This window comes from Nocardia sp. (assembly GCF_025465275.1).
Classification (GTDB): domain Bacteria; phylum Actinomycetota; class Actinomycetes; order Mycobacteriales; family Mycobacteriaceae; genus Nocardia.
On the sequence record NZ_JAODNK010000090.1, the window covers coordinates 25,790 to 39,839 of the forward strand.

General features: G+C 63.3%; 14 protein-coding genes and 1 pseudogene. 10 read left to right on the top strand and 5 right to left on the bottom strand.

The annotated features are described in order from the left end of the window. Window positions 1-755: 755 nt before the first annotated feature. The gene (locus JWN03_RS21585) at window positions 756-1,802 is read left to right on the top strand and encodes a LacI family DNA-binding transcriptional regulator (protein ID WP_297617892.1); all 1,047 of its coding nucleotides are present in this window, start codon (window positions 756-758) and stop codon (window positions 1,800-1,802) included. 48 nt (window positions 1,803-1,850) lie between these two features. On the opposite strand, the gene JWN03_RS21590 is transcribed toward JWN03_RS21585, so the two are convergent. Beyond that, window positions 1,851-3,581 (bottom strand): alpha-L-rhamnosidase C-terminal domain-containing protein, encoded by a 1,731-nt coding sequence (locus tag JWN03_RS21590; RefSeq protein WP_297617895.1) that lies wholly within the window; start codon window positions 3,579-3,581, stop codon window positions 1,851-1,853. Between the two features lie 970 nt (window positions 3,582-4,551). Here JWN03_RS21590 and JWN03_RS21595 point away from each other — a divergent pair. The 4 genes from JWN03_RS21595 to JWN03_RS21610 all read left to right on the top strand — a co-directional run bounded on the left by JWN03_RS21595 (window position 4,552) and on the right by JWN03_RS21610 (window position 7,177). Next, entirely contained in the window at window positions 4,552-4,971 is a 420-nt protein-coding gene (locus JWN03_RS21595) for a hypothetical protein (RefSeq protein WP_297617898.1), read from the top strand. A gap of 406 nt (window positions 4,972-5,377) precedes the next feature. Then, entirely contained in the window at window positions 5,378-6,004 is a 627-nt protein-coding gene (locus JWN03_RS21600) for an MspA family porin (RefSeq protein ID WP_297617901.1), read from the top strand. 553 nt (window positions 6,005-6,557) lie between these two features. Next, window positions 6,558-6,812, top strand: coding sequence for a hypothetical protein (locus JWN03_RS21605; RefSeq protein ID WP_297617905.1), 255 nt, complete (start codon window positions 6,558-6,560; stop codon window positions 6,810-6,812). Beyond that, window positions 6,806-7,177, top strand: a complete 372-nt coding sequence (locus JWN03_RS21610) for a hypothetical protein (protein WP_297617908.1) — start codon at window positions 6,806-6,808, stop codon at window positions 7,175-7,177. The genes JWN03_RS21605 and JWN03_RS21610 overlap by 7 nt, the downstream gene beginning before the upstream one ends. A 118-nt stretch (window positions 7,178-7,295) precedes the next feature. On the opposite strand, the gene JWN03_RS21615 is transcribed toward JWN03_RS21610, so the two are convergent. Next, on the bottom strand, window positions 7,296-7,703 hold the full coding sequence (locus JWN03_RS21615) for a winged helix-turn-helix transcriptional regulator (protein WP_297617911.1): 408 nt from the start codon (window positions 7,701-7,703) through the stop codon (window positions 7,296-7,298). 65 nt (window positions 7,704-7,768) lie between these two features. Between JWN03_RS21615 and JWN03_RS21620 the strand changes: the two genes are divergently transcribed. Beyond that, window positions 7,769-8,698 (top strand): NADP-dependent oxidoreductase, encoded by a 930-nt coding sequence (locus JWN03_RS21620; RefSeq protein WP_297617914.1) that lies wholly within the window; start codon window positions 7,769-7,771, stop codon window positions 8,696-8,698. Here JWN03_RS21620 and JWN03_RS45545 read toward each other — a convergent pair. Next, a pseudogene (locus JWN03_RS45545) lies at window positions 8,650-8,784 on the bottom strand (hypothetical protein); the annotation flags it as partial. The gene JWN03_RS21620 and the pseudogene JWN03_RS45545 overlap by 49 nt on opposite strands. On the opposite strand from JWN03_RS45545, the gene JWN03_RS21625 reads away from it, so the two are divergent. The 3 genes from JWN03_RS21625 (at window position 8,744) to JWN03_RS21635 (ending at window position 11,761) form a co-directional block, all read left to right on the top strand. Next, a complete protein-coding gene (locus JWN03_RS21625; protein WP_297617917.1) occupies window positions 8,744-9,442 on the top strand; it encodes a dienelactone hydrolase family protein in 699 nt (232 codons plus the stop codon). The pseudogene JWN03_RS45545 and the gene JWN03_RS21625 overlap by 41 nt on opposite strands. A 16-nt stretch (window positions 9,443-9,458) precedes the next feature. Continuing rightward, complete coding sequence (locus JWN03_RS21630; RefSeq protein WP_297617919.1) at window positions 9,459-10,850, top strand: MFS transporter; 1,392 nt, start codon at window positions 9,459-9,461, stop codon at window positions 10,848-10,850. Window positions 10,851-11,341: 491 nt separating this feature from the next. Then, window positions 11,342-11,761, top strand: a complete 420-nt coding sequence (locus JWN03_RS21635; RefSeq protein ID WP_297617922.1) for a threonyl-tRNA synthetase editing domain-containing protein — start codon at window positions 11,342-11,344, stop codon at window positions 11,759-11,761. Window positions 11,762-12,332: 571 nt separating this feature from the next. On the opposite strand, the gene JWN03_RS21640 is transcribed toward JWN03_RS21635, so the two are convergent. Next, on the bottom strand, window positions 12,333-13,070 hold the full coding sequence (locus JWN03_RS21640; protein ID WP_297617924.1) for a DUF4232 domain-containing protein: 738 nt from the start codon (window positions 13,068-13,070) through the stop codon (window positions 12,333-12,335). A 308-nt stretch (window positions 13,071-13,378) separates the two neighbouring features. On the opposite strand from JWN03_RS21640, the gene JWN03_RS21645 reads away from it, so the two are divergent. Next, window positions 13,379-13,774, top strand: coding sequence for a subtilase-type protease inhibitor (locus JWN03_RS21645; protein ID WP_297617926.1), 396 nt, complete (start codon window positions 13,379-13,381; stop codon window positions 13,772-13,774). A 62-nt stretch (window positions 13,775-13,836) separates the two neighbouring features. Here the strand turns inward: JWN03_RS21645 and JWN03_RS21650 are convergent. Beyond that, on the bottom strand, window positions 13,837-14,050 hold a 214-nt coding region (locus JWN03_RS21650), incomplete at its 5' end, for a DUF4440 domain-containing protein (RefSeq protein ID WP_366914460.1).

Here is a 14,050-nt window from a genome sequence, read left to right on the forward strand (position 1 = left end):
CTCGGTCGAGGCCATCACTGCGACCGCCTGCTCGAAATTGTCGGACTCGGATGTCCGACAACCGGTCCGTTCTCGGGACGCAGGTACGGCGAGTAGTTCGACCACCTGGCCAGTCGCATCCATGAGGGGAAGCCGACAGGTTTACGGGTGTCTGGCATTGACACCTCCAGTGAATGAAACGTTTCAATACGTGAGTGTCATCACTTTAAGGCGGTGATGTGACTAAGTCAACGGCTGAAAAGTGTGCGCTGGATGCGATCGCTGCAGGTCTGCCACCGATCCGAGCTCGGCCGAACTCGCTATTGGATATCGAGGTAGCCGGAGAGCGTTACATGTGCTGCCGCAGGCCGACGCCAAGCCCGCGTGGGAAGCGAAACACCTTGTGTCAGGGGCGTTGTCGCTGAAGTTCTCGTGGAACACATCCGGTCGCAGGACGGTGTGCCGGGTACCGCGGATCTTTAAACCAGCTGCTCGACACGGCGCATGGGGAACTGCACTGCCCAACCGGTCATCGTCTTCCTGGACGATATTGGAGTTGATCGGTGGCTCCATCCGGCAGCATAGCCCGCGAACTTGCTGGCACCTCAGCCACGGAAGTGAAACGGTTCATTCGCGAACCTGACAGTTGTCGGTTCTGGCCACGTCACGGGTCTCGGTGGGATCGAACTGGGATAATTGGTTCTAATATGGGTTGGGGCGCGGATGTCTGTGCGGGAGGCTCCCGGTTTCCGGATAGAGGAGATTGAATCGGTACAATGCAGCGAACCGCAGGAATCAAGGATGTGGCGGCGGCGGCAGGCGTGTCCGTGGGCACTGTCTCCAACGTGATCAACCGACCCGGCAGCGTCTCCGACGAGACGAGGAGCCGGGTGCAGGCAGAGATCGAACGTCTCGGCTACGTGCGCAGCGAGTTCGCCCGTCAACTGCGTGCCGGACGCAGCCGGATCATCGGCATGTTGGTTCTGGATATGGGAAACCCGTTCTTCGTCAACGTCGCCAAAGGTGCCGAGGAGACCGCACGCGCGGCCGGTGCGGGCGTCATGGTCTGCAACAGCGGACAAAGCCTGGACGCAGAGGCGGACTACCTTTCCCTGTTCGCCGAGCAGCGAGTGCGTGGTGTCCTATTGACCCCTGCGGACTCCACCGGCCGGAATCTGGATGTGCTGCGCCGCAACAATATTCCCTACGTCCTGGTGGATCGTGTCGCGGCGGACGACAGCACGCTGTGTTCGGTGTCGGTGGACAATGTGTCCGGCGGAGCCATGGCGGTGCGGCACCTGTTGTCGGCAGGTCATCGCCGGATCGCATTCGTCGGCGCAGGTCCCGACCTGCAACAGATCCGCGACCGGCACACCGGCGCGTTGCTGGCGCTGGCCGAGGCCGGGCTGGCACCGGATTCGTTGGTCGAGTGCGCCGCCGACCGACTCGACGTCGCCGCGGGGCGCGACGCGGGCGCTCGGCTCCTCGGGCTCTCGCCCCGCCCCACCTCGGTGTTTTGCGCCAACGATCTCCTCGCCCTGGGAGTGCTGCAGACCATGTTCGCCGCCGGAGTCGAGGTTCCCGCAGAGATGGCCATCGTCGGGTACGACGACATCGAATTCGCCGCCGCCGCCGCGGTGCCGCTAACCTCGGTTCGCCAACCCGCCCTCACCATGGGTTCTATGGCCGCCGAACTGCTGCTCGAAGAGAGCGGTGACGATGCCGAACCTCACCAGCACCGTCATGTCGTGCTCCCCCCGGAACTGGTGGTGCGCACCTCCAGCATGGGCCTCTCGCAACTCGGCAAGCCCCGATCCGGTTAGGGCATGTTCATTAAGTTCCATCCGGTGTTCCGACTTAGGAAACAGGCCTCAGCAAGCAATCGTGTAGGTGCCGGTGTGCACGTTGTTCAAATCCCTTGTCGTGCCGGGGATTCGGATGGTGCCGGTGGTGTCGTCGGGTGCGGTGACGGCAATGGTGAGCTGGTCGCCGTCGCGGGTCCACGACACTGTGATCGGGCCGTGGGGTGTCGGCACCTGCCCGCGCGCCCAGGTCAGGTCACCAGGGTGCGGGGTGAGAGTCCAGGTCTGGTATCCGGGCGAGGCAGGCGCGATGCCGAGGACGTATTCGGTCAGCGCGGGGGTGGGTCCGGTAGACCAGCCATGAGCGAGGCTGATCGTGCCGTCGGCGACGGTTCCGTCCGGGTTGAGGCTCTCCCAGTTCGTGCCGGTGTATTGCGGTCCGGGAGCGACCATCTGCCCCCATTCGGTGCGCATCAGCGTGAGCGCCGCGTCGGTGTCGCCTGCGGCCAGGCGGGCTTGCACTTCATAGCCGCCGATGAACGGGCTGATCCTCGCATCGAAGCGAGCGTCCGGAGAGAACGGGCTTGTACCGTGCGGAGTCCACAACGTCGTTCGTAGCGCCGCCAGTGCGGTGCTGGCGTGGTCGGGCGGTGCGACGCCGAACAGAACGGCGATGGCGTTGGCGTCCTGAGCGATCGGGCCGCGTGTGGTGTCGGAGATGTCGTATGCCCCGGTCGCCGGGTTGAACAGTTGGGCGTTGATGGCCTCGCGCAGTTGCGCTGCTTGGGTTCGGTAGGCGCTCGCATCATCGGCATGGCCAGCGGCGTCCGCGAGATCGGCCCCGTCGAGCAACGCCTTGAAGTAGAGCGTGTTGACTTCGGTGACCGCTCCGGTTTTGACGAGGTCGTAGACGTCCCAGTCCGCTCCGAGCAGCGGCGGGACGACGAGCAAGCCGGTGGCGGGGTTGATCATCGCCCGGTTGAATGCCAGTTCGCGTGCGACGGCAGAGTATTGGTCGCGAACGAAGGCTGTGTCGCCGCTGCGTAGGTAGTAGGCGGCGAGATCGAGGACGTAATAGATCGAGTAGGACGCCGAGTACGGCAGGAGCGGCCCGTTCGGCGCACCGAAGCCGGGAATCATCCCGACCAGCGGGTACTGGCCGGCGGAGAACGCGGCCAGCGAGCCTTTGACGTAGGGCTGCCCGTTCGTGCCGAGCGAGTCGAGGATAGTGGGGATCGTTTGCAGTAGGTCTCCGATCCACACCATGCGATCGCGTTTGCCGCCGTCGAGGATGACCGGTTGAGGTCCGCCGTCCGGGGCGTCGGTCGGGACCATGCCGAGTTGGGCGGTGTACGCGCCGGAGTACCAGATCTTGTTGAGCTGATCGTCGCTCGACAGGAACCAGCCCTGGTACTGCTCAGGTGTTGCCCGATAGGCGGTGAACCGGATGTTCGTGTTCCGCAACGTGATGCTGCCGGGTGTGGTCAGCGTGAGGTACTGGTATCGCTGGCCGCCCTGGACGAGCCGGTTGTCGATCGGTCCCGCACCGGTGACGAGATAATCGTCGACCCGCCTGGGATCGACACCCGAATGCGGGAACATGCTCGCGCCGTCACCGGCCGCCGTCGCATACGTCGCCGACTCGCTGTAGGCAGCGTGCAACACCGGCGCACCCGTCGCCGCGATGACGTCGAACTGCGGGACACCCCCGACCTCCCTGCCGTAGTCGAGCAACACCACAGGTGCCGGCCCACCGACTGTCATCGTCAACGTGGCCGGTCCCGCACTGCTATCGATCAACCCATCAGCGTTGACGACATCCCCCGATGCGGCTACCACCCGTACAGGGGCGACCACCGGGTCGGCCGGGCCTTCGACATAGTCGCGCCAATCCGCCGGCGCAGCAGCAGCCGAGGAAGATGCGGAGGCGACGAATGCGCAGGTCGCGATTATCAGAAGCCGTCGCAGTCGGGTTTTCGATGCGCGCCGATAACTCGACCGCCCTGTTGACTCGTGTACGGAGCCGTCGACCATGGCAACCTCGCTCGGGAATACGGTCCTCAGATAGGAGTGAAACGTATCAATTTTTGAGAGACTAACCGGTTTTGCGACCCTGGGCAACGATCGCGTCCATGCCGCGGCAACCGGGCCGCAGCCGCGACGACTCTCACGGGCTTCGTCCGCGCCGCTACGGGATTGGGCCATGCCCCAGGTGTATTCCCTATGTGGGTGTCAGAAAGCAACACGTCAACCGGGTGTTCACCGCGGTACGCACTCGTCCCGATCATCTCTCGGCAGGGGAGCGAACCGTCGGAGCTTCAGAGTGAATCGTTTTAAAAATTAGCTGTGGAAGGTCAGCTGCACGGAGTACCCTCCCCAGTGCAAGGCGTGAACAGCACAAGTCGGTGCATCCCGTATCAGTGAAATGTAGTTGTCCGATTCGCGGCGGGCTCGACTTTGTAACGACTTGCCATGCAGCTTCGAATACCTCCCATGTAATTGACGGTCACTACCGAGTCGAGATCGATTGTGTCGGATATGATTTCACCGCCAACCCGCAGATCCTGGATCAGTACACAACGCGCGAGGGCCTGTCGGACGGGCACCGCTTGCGTCGGCTCCAACTGGTTCAGCGCCGGGTGAGGTGTGGTCGGGCGTATCTTCCGGCTCTGACCGCCGGAGGCTCCAATGACCGTCGCAAAGAAGCCGAGTTTCGAACCAGTTTCCGGGACAAGAGGTTCCGGATCCATACCGGAGGGATTCTTGCACAATGACGCGAACTCTCAACTCGATCAAAGCGATTCGCATCGCTGCGGGCACGGCCGCGCTGGGGGTCCTCGCCAGCGTGACCGCAGTGATCGCGCCGGCCGCCTCAGCGACCGTCACCAGCATCGCGATCGCGCCGGGGGCCACCCTGGGCACTCACCATTACGGAACGACCTGCTCCTACACCGTGACCGTGAACGTGGACGATAATACCCAGCCGGTCTTCTTCTTCGAGGAAGGTCAGGGCCCCAGCGGTTTCGCTGAGACCATGCCTTCCGGTGGTGTCGCCACGGCGACGTGGATACCGTCCTCGACGAAGATCACCTACATCTATGCCGTCCAGCCGAACGCGACGGCTCAGATCAGGCAGCCGGTCGATGTCGGCACCGGCATCAACCTCGGATCCGCTTGTGCCGCTGTATAAATCGCTCGCACTCAACGGATGAGACGGCCTGCAACAGGCCGACCGTTGTGTTGGTGAAGTGATCATTGCGGCGGAAAAGACCGCATTGGCAACGTATGTCCGCGTCCGGTCGGGACAAGTCCAGCACCCGCTCGGCGAGTGGTCGATGGCGGAGTGGCCGGCATCGTCGGGTCGCGGTAGCGGCGGGGGATTGTTCTCCATCCGCGCTGCGAGAGGCGGTTTCGGTTATTTGTCCTCGAGCCGGCCCTGGGCGCGGGCCTCGGCTATGCCTTTCCGGGTACGCAGGTGGTTCAGGTTGGCTTCGCACTCGGCGACCACGGCGTCGGTCTGCAGGAACACATTGCGTGCGAATCGGCGCTGAACTGCTGAGTGCGAGAAACAAATCTAGCGATAAGGACATGTTCGAATGAGACGCTCTATCGTCGCGATGCCGTGCTTGGTGGCAGCGACGCTCATTATCGGCACGTTCGGGACCGCGTCCGCGGATCCGGTAGCGGACAAGTCGCGCGAGGTCATCACCGACGACGGTTGGCAGGTGCGAATCACCAAGGTCGCGGAGAATCTGGACCGTGTTCCCAACCTGGCCGCCTCACCGTTCACCCGTGAGGGATTCGTCGGGTTGGAGGCAGTCGCCGACATCAGCGGACATGGTCGGGTGCCGGTTGACTCGGGCAACATGACATTGGGTTACCAGATCGGTTGCCAGGTCGATGTTTCCAACGGCCTGACTGTCGGGCTGTCCGCGGCGATCGGACCGAACATCGGCATCTCGGTGGGCGGTGTGAACGCCGGTGCGAGCGCACTGGCGATCCCGACCGTCTCCTTCTCGCCCAAGCCGGGCACGATCACCACCGTGCCGTTCGGGACCAAGCAGCTCAGCGGCGCGCACGGCTCGATCACCGCTGATCAGGTGCAGATCAAAATCGACTCCTGCATGGGGCCGGTGAGCCTGCGCTCGTACGCGATCGTCTCCACCTCGACCGCTGACGCCGACAACTCCATCGCGGTATACGGCGACCCGATATGGCTGTGACACCGATGCGGATAAAGTATTTCTATTCGATCGCGGTGGCACTGGTGATCTCCGCGTGCTGGGTTACCGTTGCCCAAGCCGACCCGGTGGTGCCAGTCGGCACCTGCAGCGGTACGCAACCCTGCCCGCCCAAGCCAACCGGAGGCGCCACCCCGTCACCGGCGCTACCTCCGCTATTTCTCAATCCGCCGCCCCGAAATCCCAATTCCCCGAAGCCCACAGGCCTGGCCTCCGCACTGGTCCCGCCCTCGCCCGGTCCGCGCGCGGCCCAACCCATCATCCAATAGCGACGGGGTTGGGCCATGCCGCGCGTGTGAAGCTGTTGAGAACCGCAGCGATCCGTTCTGGATAAACGGCGTCGGCAAGGGCAAGTATGTCCTGGTCAAATCGATCCACGCACAACAGCGAGGGCCGCAATGATTCGGGACGATCCAGCTGAGTGTGGACCTCATCACCGATATCTCCGCCGCCGATCGGAGGTTCACATGCCTATTCGTCCGCGACCATGTGTCTCGCCCTCAAGCGCAACCCAATCCTTGCTAAGATTCGTATTATGAAAGCTAATACGTCACTTAGCTTGGACGGCACCGTGTTGGAGCAGTCCAGAGCAGTCGCCGCGGCGCTCGGCATCACCTTCTCGGCGTTCGCCGAAGAGGCGTTGCGGGACAAGCTCCTCACCGCTTCGGCGCACGTCGCCGCCGACTACGAACGCGCCCAGGGCCGCGACAGCGTCGAGCACTTCGCCGAACTGGAGGCCGAACGTGTTGCCATGGTCGAGGCGATCCGCGCCGATGGCGCCCAGTGGTAACTGCCGCCACACCCGCACACGGGGAGGTTTGGCACTACCTGCCCACCATCTCCGGCCGTGAGAAGCCGTCTTCTCTCAGCAGCGATCGCGTGCTGATCCTGTCGCGAACCGCCGCGAACGCGATCCTGCCAACTGTGCTCGCGGTCCCGGTGGAACTTGCCCCGAGAATGCCCGGGCTGGCGGTTCCGTTCTCCGACACCGACCCATTGCCGGGCCTGTCCGCGGTCGTCTATCGGATTACGCCGATGTACCGGCCGTGGCTGCAAGAACGCATCGGTGTGGTCGGCGAATCGACGCTGCGACAGGTCGTCGGTGCGCTGGTCGGCCTGATTGCACCTGACACCGTGATCTCCCTTGAGCGGTAGTCCTGACCGGTTGAACTCGTGCGGGTGGTGGAAGCTGTGGTGCCGAACCCATTGATAACCACCCGCTCGGCGCCGGTAGCGCCGAGGATCTGGAAGAACACCACCGGTCTGAGGCCTCTCAACGAGCGATTGGCGGAGTGCGCTCCTGTATGTCGAAAGCCTCTCGTGCGGCGTAGATCTCGTTGATATGGGTAAACGCCCATTGGCTGATGACCTCTACGAGCTCCGCGATTTGTGTGCCGAGTGGGGTCAGGTCGTATTCGACGCGTAGCGGTCTGGTCGGGTAGACCTCACGCCGAACCAGACCGTCCCGTTCGAGAGTCCGCAGGGTTTGGGTGAGCATCTTCTGCGTGATGCCCTCGATGCTGCGGCCGAGCTGGTTGAAACGCATAGGTGCCGTGTTCTCGTTGAGCGTGCCGAGCACCAATAGCGCCCATTTGTTGGCCAAGACCTCGACGACCGCCCGTTTGGGGCAATTCACCGCCGGTAAGGCTGGGACGTCGTGACCACTGACCATAGTATCCATCAGGTACCTACCTTACGATTAGGTGCCTACTATACAATAGTGCGCAGAGTGCGCAGGATCGGTTCATGCGAACGATCACGCAACAATCCGTCGGTGGCCCGCAGGTACTCGCGGTCGCTGACGTCCCCCAGCGCAACCCCGGCCGCGGCGAAATTCTCGTTCAGGTCCGCGCCGCCGGGGTCAATCCATTCGACTGCCAGGTGCGCGCCGGACAAATTCAACTGTTCGGCCCTCCGCCTTTCACCCTGGGCCTGGAGTTCAGTGGAGTGGTAGCCGACGTCGGCGTCGACGCGGGGGAGTTCCGTCCCGGTGACGAGGTATTCGGCTCTGCCTCACCGCCGCACGGCAGCCATGCCGAGTACGTCCTGGTGCCCGCGACCTCGCTGGCGGCCAAGCCGCACAGCCTCGATCACGTTCACGCCGCGGCCCTGCCGATCGCCGGTTCGGCAGCGTTGCAGGCGTTGACGACGGTGGCGGGCATCCGCGCCGGGCAGCGTGTTTTGGTGCACGGCGCTGCCGGTGGCGTCGGTCACCTGTGCGTGCAGATCGCCAAGTCGCTCGGAGCCTCTGTCGTCGGCACGGCACGCGCGATCAATCACCCGTTCTTGGCCGAACTCGGTGCCGACGAGTTGATCGATTACACGACAACCGATTTTGCGACCCTGCGTGACATCGATGTCGTGCTGGACACCATCAGCCATGACTACGGGCTTCGGTCGCTGGATGTGCTGGTGCCCGGGGGCCTCCTTATCGATGTCGTCGGGCTCGGCATCGACCGGACAGCGGTGAAGAAACGGGCCGGCGCGAACGGGCTGCGGTTCGTGGAGTTCTATGTCGAACCCAATGCGAAAGACCTCGCGCGACTGGCAGAGCTTGCCGACCAGGGTCGACTGCGCCCGAGCGTGCACACCATCCTGCCGCTGACCGAGGCGGCCACGGCGCACGAGCTGAGCGAAAGCCGCCACGTCAGAGGAAAACTCGTCCTCGTGCCGTAACTCCATGAATCAATATCAATTCGCTGCAGTGAGGGCTCCAAATCGATGAGCAACGCTAAATTTCGGCAGAACACGACGTTCCTCACGCCGAACGGTCACGGCTACGGCTACCTGGCCGTACCGGATGCTGGGCGGGGCCCAGGAGTGATCGTGATCCAGGAATGGTGGGGACTCACCGATCAGATCGCCGGTGTGGCCGACCGGCTGGCCGCTGAAGGGTTCGTGGCGTTGGCACCGGACCTGTTCGGCGGCAAAGTAACCCACGATGCCGCCGATGGACAGAAGTGGATGAGCGAACTACCGATCGAACGCGGCGTTGCGCAATTGTCCAGTTCTGTCGAATACCTGCTCTCCCACGATGCCGTGACCGGTGACGCCCTCGGCGCGGTTGGCTTCTGCATGGGCGGTGGGTTCGTTGTCGCGCTGGCCGCCGCAGTCGGAGACAAGATCGCCGCAGCCATTCCCTACTACGGTGCGAATACTGGCGACGACATCGACTACTCAACGCTGCGAGCAGCCGTTATGGGGCATTTCGGCACCTACGACAAGGCGGTGACACCCGATCAGGCCCGGCACATGGCCGTCGCCGTGCACGAAAATACCGGCGCGACTATGGAGTTGTACTTCTACCCCGCCGGCCATGCCTTCGCCAACGAGGTAAACCACGCGGGCAACTACGACAGGGTTCAGGCCGACCTGTCCTGGCAGCGCACTCTGAGATTCCTGCACCGTGCGCTCGATTGATCGAATAGAACAGACGGTGTCGATCGGTCTGAACTCGCAACGCCGCCCGATCCTGGTCGCCATCGTGCTGTCGAACGTCCTGGTGGCCTTGGATGCGACCATCATTGCCACGTCGGTTTTGACGATCACGAGACAACTGGGCGGATTTGCCCAGTTCCCTTGGTTGTTCAGCATCTACCTGCTGGCGCAGGCGGTGACGGTGCCGATCTACGGCAGCCTGGCCGACTCGCTGGGCCGCAAGCCCGTCATGCTGTTCGGCATCGCGGTCTTCGCGCTCGGATCACTGCTGTGTGGTGTGGCGACCGACATGGCAGCACTCATTGTTTTTCGTGCTGTTCAGGGAATCGGTGCGGGTGCAGTGAGCGCTATGTCGATGACCATTGCTGGTGACACGTACACCCTGCGCGAGCGCGCCCGTGTGCAAGGCTATCTCGCGGGCGTGTGGGCCTTCGCCTCGGTGATGGGTCCGCTGTTGGGTGGGGTGTTCTCGCAATACGTCAGCTGGCGGTGGATTTTCCTGATCAATCTACCGCTTGCGGGGATCGCCGCATGGATGATGCAGCAGCATTTCGCCGAACGCGTGCCCCGCCAGAAGCAGCGGATCGACTACCTCGGTGCTGTGCTGCTCGGCGCCGGTACCGGCTCGGTGATCCTCGCGCTGCTCGAAGGCGGGCAAGCTTGGCCATGGATCTCATCGACCAGCATCGCGCTCCTCGGAGCGGGGGCGATCACGCTGGCGGCCTTCGGCAGATGCGAGCAGCGGGCGACGAATCCGATTCTGCCACCGTGGATCTTCACGCGCCGCGTCGTTGTCGCTAGCAGCCTGGTGTCATTGCTGGTCGGCGCCATGCTGCTTGGGCTCACCACATACGTCGCGACCTTCGTTCAAGGTGTACTGGGGAAAGGCGCACTCATCGCCGGCTTCACGGCGGCGACTGTGACACTCGGCTGGCCGGTGGCCGCGTCACAGGCCGGAAAGGTGTACCTGCGCATAGGATTCCGCATGACGGCACTCATCGGCAGCTCGCTGGCCGTGCTCGGCGCGGCGTCACTGATCCTGGTGAACAGCGCTGCGACACTGCCCCAGCTGGCGGCAGGTTGTTTCGTTGTCGGCCTAGGTTTGGGCCTGATCGCCACACCCACCCTGATTGCAGCCCAAACCAGCACCGAATGGTCCGAGCGTGGGGTGGTGACTTCCACGAACGTGTTCGCCCGCAGTATCGGCAGCGCGGTGGGTGTGGCCGTTTTCGGCGCGATCGTGAACGCTCGCACCGGATACAGTGCAAGTCCCGCTCCCGCCGCGCTGGCCTCGGCGGTGCACTGGGTGTTCATCGGCGTGGCCATCGTGGCGGTGATCATGATGATCGCCTCGGCAATGATGCCTGGAAAGGCCCAGCACCCCAGCTGATCGATCTCATCACAAAGGGAGCGTCTGCAACGTTGCTCCCTCTCGCAAAGGGATGTCCTTGAACAGCTCGACCGCGGCGTGTGGTCAAGACTCACCGATAGATGCTGTCAAAATTCGCTGGCCCAGCCATGCGAATTCACCACGGTATCAACAACAGCCGGTGAGGCGTTGCTGTTCGATACGCGACTGCTGCATCGCTCCGGCTTGAACTCCACCAGCAATCCGCGTGTCGGATTGAACAGCGTCTACGCCCACGCAGACTCCTACCGGCGCGGTGCCGTATCGACCGGGCAGGGTTGGATACCGCTCGGCTTCCGAGGCTGTAACCCAGTGCCGGAGAACAATATCCACAATCTCTCCAAAAAGTCGAGCTCGCCGGTCCGGGACCCCTACGTTTCGCGGAGGCCATTTCCCACTGGCGGGAAGAGGGTGGGGTGTTAGATGCCGCACAATCGCTGCAATGGCCATCTGACTAATGTGAATCGAAACCCATGTTGATCTTTTCGTTGCACTGCCAGTTGTTCGAATATTCGATGGAATCGCCGACCGACCTCGCCGTGGACGTAGATCTGGAGTCGGTCGGCCAGAGGCATTCCTTCAAGAACTGCCTATATCTCCTGACGTCGGTGGAACCCCACGACGGCGCGAAACAGGTGACCCGAGCTGCCCGGGCGATCCGAAAAGTGCTCGGCGCTACCGGCGCCGAGCAGGTGGTGATCAATGGGTTCGCCACCCTCGCGAAGATCCCCGCGCCTGCAGAGCATTCACAAGAGATCCTGCGCCACTTCGCGTTCCGCCTCGGCGAGCGGGAACCGGAACTCCTAGTACAGAGCCTGCCGTTCGGCTGGCGCAAGCACTGGACCATGGACGTCGTCGCCGGTCCCTGGGGGCAGCGATGCCTGCACCTGTGACGTGCGGATGAACCCTACAATCGGTCAACGTCTTCCGACACAGCGACAAGAATCGCTGCGATCGATCGACGGAGAAACCTCTGAAAGCCGCTGTGGTGTAGTCACTATGCGCCGGCGGGCTCGTCGTCGAGTGGCACGTCAATGTCGGCCCGGTAGCCGCCCGGTCCTCCGTTGCGCGCCAATTCACGGGCGATGGTCGGCGTAGGTCAGCCCACCCGTCGGGCGATCCGGGCGCAATCGAGCTCCCCTCAACCCGCCCGCCACCACTTTTCTCCCCGAACTCTGTCGAACCGGGACGCTACTTCAACATCGCCGGTGGTAGGTGTCCGACGAAACCGAGGACCATTACGAGTGACTGGCAGAAGCTGGCCTGCACGCCTACTACCAACGCTGTGCCCAATCCCGCCGACGCAGAGCTGCAGGCCACGAGCCCCGAGTCTGAACCAAAGAGATTGGCGCCGTACGGGAGGACGACTAAGCGGCAGCAGGCCACCGAGCAGTGAATGACCTGCCGAATCGGGCTCGGCACGAATCGTAACTACCCCGAAGAATTTCCGGGCTCTCGCCCGATCTATGAGGTGATGGGGTGAACGAGAACGTTGCAGGGGAACATGTTACCGGTTTCCACCGGTTGGGTGGCGGTCATATCGGGTGGGGTGACATTGAGGGTGTGCGATACCGGGCAGGGCAGGCCGGCGTCGGTTGTGGTGGTTCCTTCGACGACGGCGCGGGCAGGCTGGCCGGGTTTGATCGTCACCTGCTGCGGGGCCGAGTAGCTGAAGTCGGGGTTGGTGCCGCCGAGAAAGCCTTTCATAGAGCGTTCGGCGTGCACCCAGTTGTTGTTCGGAGCCCACATGTCGACGCCCGGGAAGCCGATCACCCAGCACGAGGTGTCGCCGGTGGTTTCGAAGATCAGCGCACTGCCGATGTGGTTCTTGTTCGGTGGCATACTTTCGACGCGGACGCGGATCTGACCGTTCGTGCACTCGGCGATCGGTGCCACCGCCGGCGCCGATGCCGCGGGTGCGGCCGATCCGCCGCCAGCACCCGGGGCATCTGCGCCGGATGCCTGGGAGCCGCCGGCGTCCGGCGAACCGCCTGAACCCGGCGAAACAGGCGCGCTGCCCGGCCCCGGCGTCGCACCCGAATCCGACGGGTTGCCCGTCGGAACCGCGCTCGACACGGTGGCCGGCGCCCCCGGTCCGGGGGTCACCGTCAGCGTTCCGCTTCCATTCGCAGAGCAGCCGGCGGTCGCCGCCACGAACGCACAGGCCACCAACAGTGCCGCACTCGCGGTATTCCGGTTCATGATCCGATCCTTCCCTCGTGCTCACCGCATCTTGTTGCATCGCACAACGATCGGCGAACTAATTCGACGGTAGGTACATCTGTTCGGCCGCCACGGATGTTAGCGAACAAAAATGTTCTTCACTCGTCGGTTACCGACGTGGTCGACTGCTTGGTCCGCGATACGGCGTCGATGGCCCCGCGGTCCGCATTCTCGGGGCGACAGCCGCGGACTAGTGCGGTGGCTGCGAGTCGTTCAGCGGTCGTGGTGATTGTCATGGCAGGAGCTGGCGACTGTGGAGGTATCGGGTCATGCCCTTTGGTATTCGAATGATCGGAGCATCGGTAGCGGCTCTTGCGGTGGTGTCCGCAGCTGTCGTGCAGGCGCACGCGGATGTCGGAGTGGGGCCGTCGGCGCTGACGTTGACTGTGGGTGACGGCGAGTCACTGGATGCGGCCACCAATCAACGCACGGTGCTGTTGGTCTGTTCGCCGACCGTGCTGGGCGCTCATCCGCAGCCGGGTCCGGCCTGCGATGAACTCGCTGCGGGAGGTGGAGACTTCGGTCAATTGCGGGATGCACCGATGCGGTTCTGTGAGTTCCTTTACAAGCCGGTTACTGTTGCCGCCGACGGTGTGTGGAACGGTGCTGCGGTGTCTTATCGCCGCACCTTCCCGAACAGCTGCATGGAGAAGAACGCCAGCAAGTACGTGTTCGCGTTCTGAACTCCGGCGCCCGAGGCGGTGCGCACACGTCGCTCCGATACGGGCCACGTTCCTAGGGCTGGTTACTCGACAGTCGAAGCATGAGCGGCAACGACCCGCCATCCACGAGAGTCGTCATGTGCCCATGCACGGGTATAGCGCATCCTGGCCGCGAATGGTGACCCGTGAACGGTTCCCTCGACGACACCGAGGAACCAGGTCACCCCTGTGGTGCCTTCCACCAGCACTGTCAGCTGTTCTTCCTCGAGCTTGCTCATAATCTGAGCTCTGGTGCGG

Excerpts from the sequence above, each read along its gene's own strand:
- JWN03_RS21585 (WP_297617892.1), top strand. The coding sequence starts at position 756 with ATGCAGCGAACCGCAGGAATCAAGGATGTGGCGGCGGCGGCAGGCGTG.
- JWN03_RS21595 (WP_297617898.1), top strand. The coding sequence starts at position 4,552 with ATGACGCGAACTCTCAACTCGATCAAAGCGATTCGCATCGCTGCGGGC.
- JWN03_RS21600 (WP_297617901.1), top strand. The coding sequence starts at position 5,378 with ATGAGACGCTCTATCGTCGCGATGCCGTGCTTGGTGGCAGCGACGCTC.
- JWN03_RS21605 (WP_297617905.1), top strand. The coding sequence starts at position 6,558 with ATGAAAGCTAATACGTCACTTAGCTTGGACGGCACCGTGTTGGAGCAG.
- JWN03_RS21615 (WP_297617911.1), bottom strand. The coding sequence starts at position 7,703 with ATGGATACTATGGTCAGTGGTCACGACGTCCCAGCCTTACCGGCGGTG.
- JWN03_RS21620 (WP_297617914.1), top strand. The coding sequence starts at position 7,769 with ATGCGAACGATCACGCAACAATCCGTCGGTGGCCCGCAGGTACTCGCG.
- JWN03_RS21625 (WP_297617917.1), top strand. The coding sequence starts at position 8,744 with ATGAGCAACGCTAAATTTCGGCAGAACACGACGTTCCTCACGCCGAAC.
- JWN03_RS21635 (WP_297617922.1), top strand. The coding sequence starts at position 11,342 with ATGTTGATCTTTTCGTTGCACTGCCAGTTGTTCGAATATTCGATGGAA.
- JWN03_RS21640 (WP_297617924.1), bottom strand. The coding sequence starts at position 13,070 with ATGAACCGGAATACCGCGAGTGCGGCACTGTTGGTGGCCTGTGCGTTC.
- JWN03_RS21645 (WP_297617926.1), top strand. The coding sequence starts at position 13,379 with ATGATCGGAGCATCGGTAGCGGCTCTTGCGGTGGTGTCCGCAGCTGTC.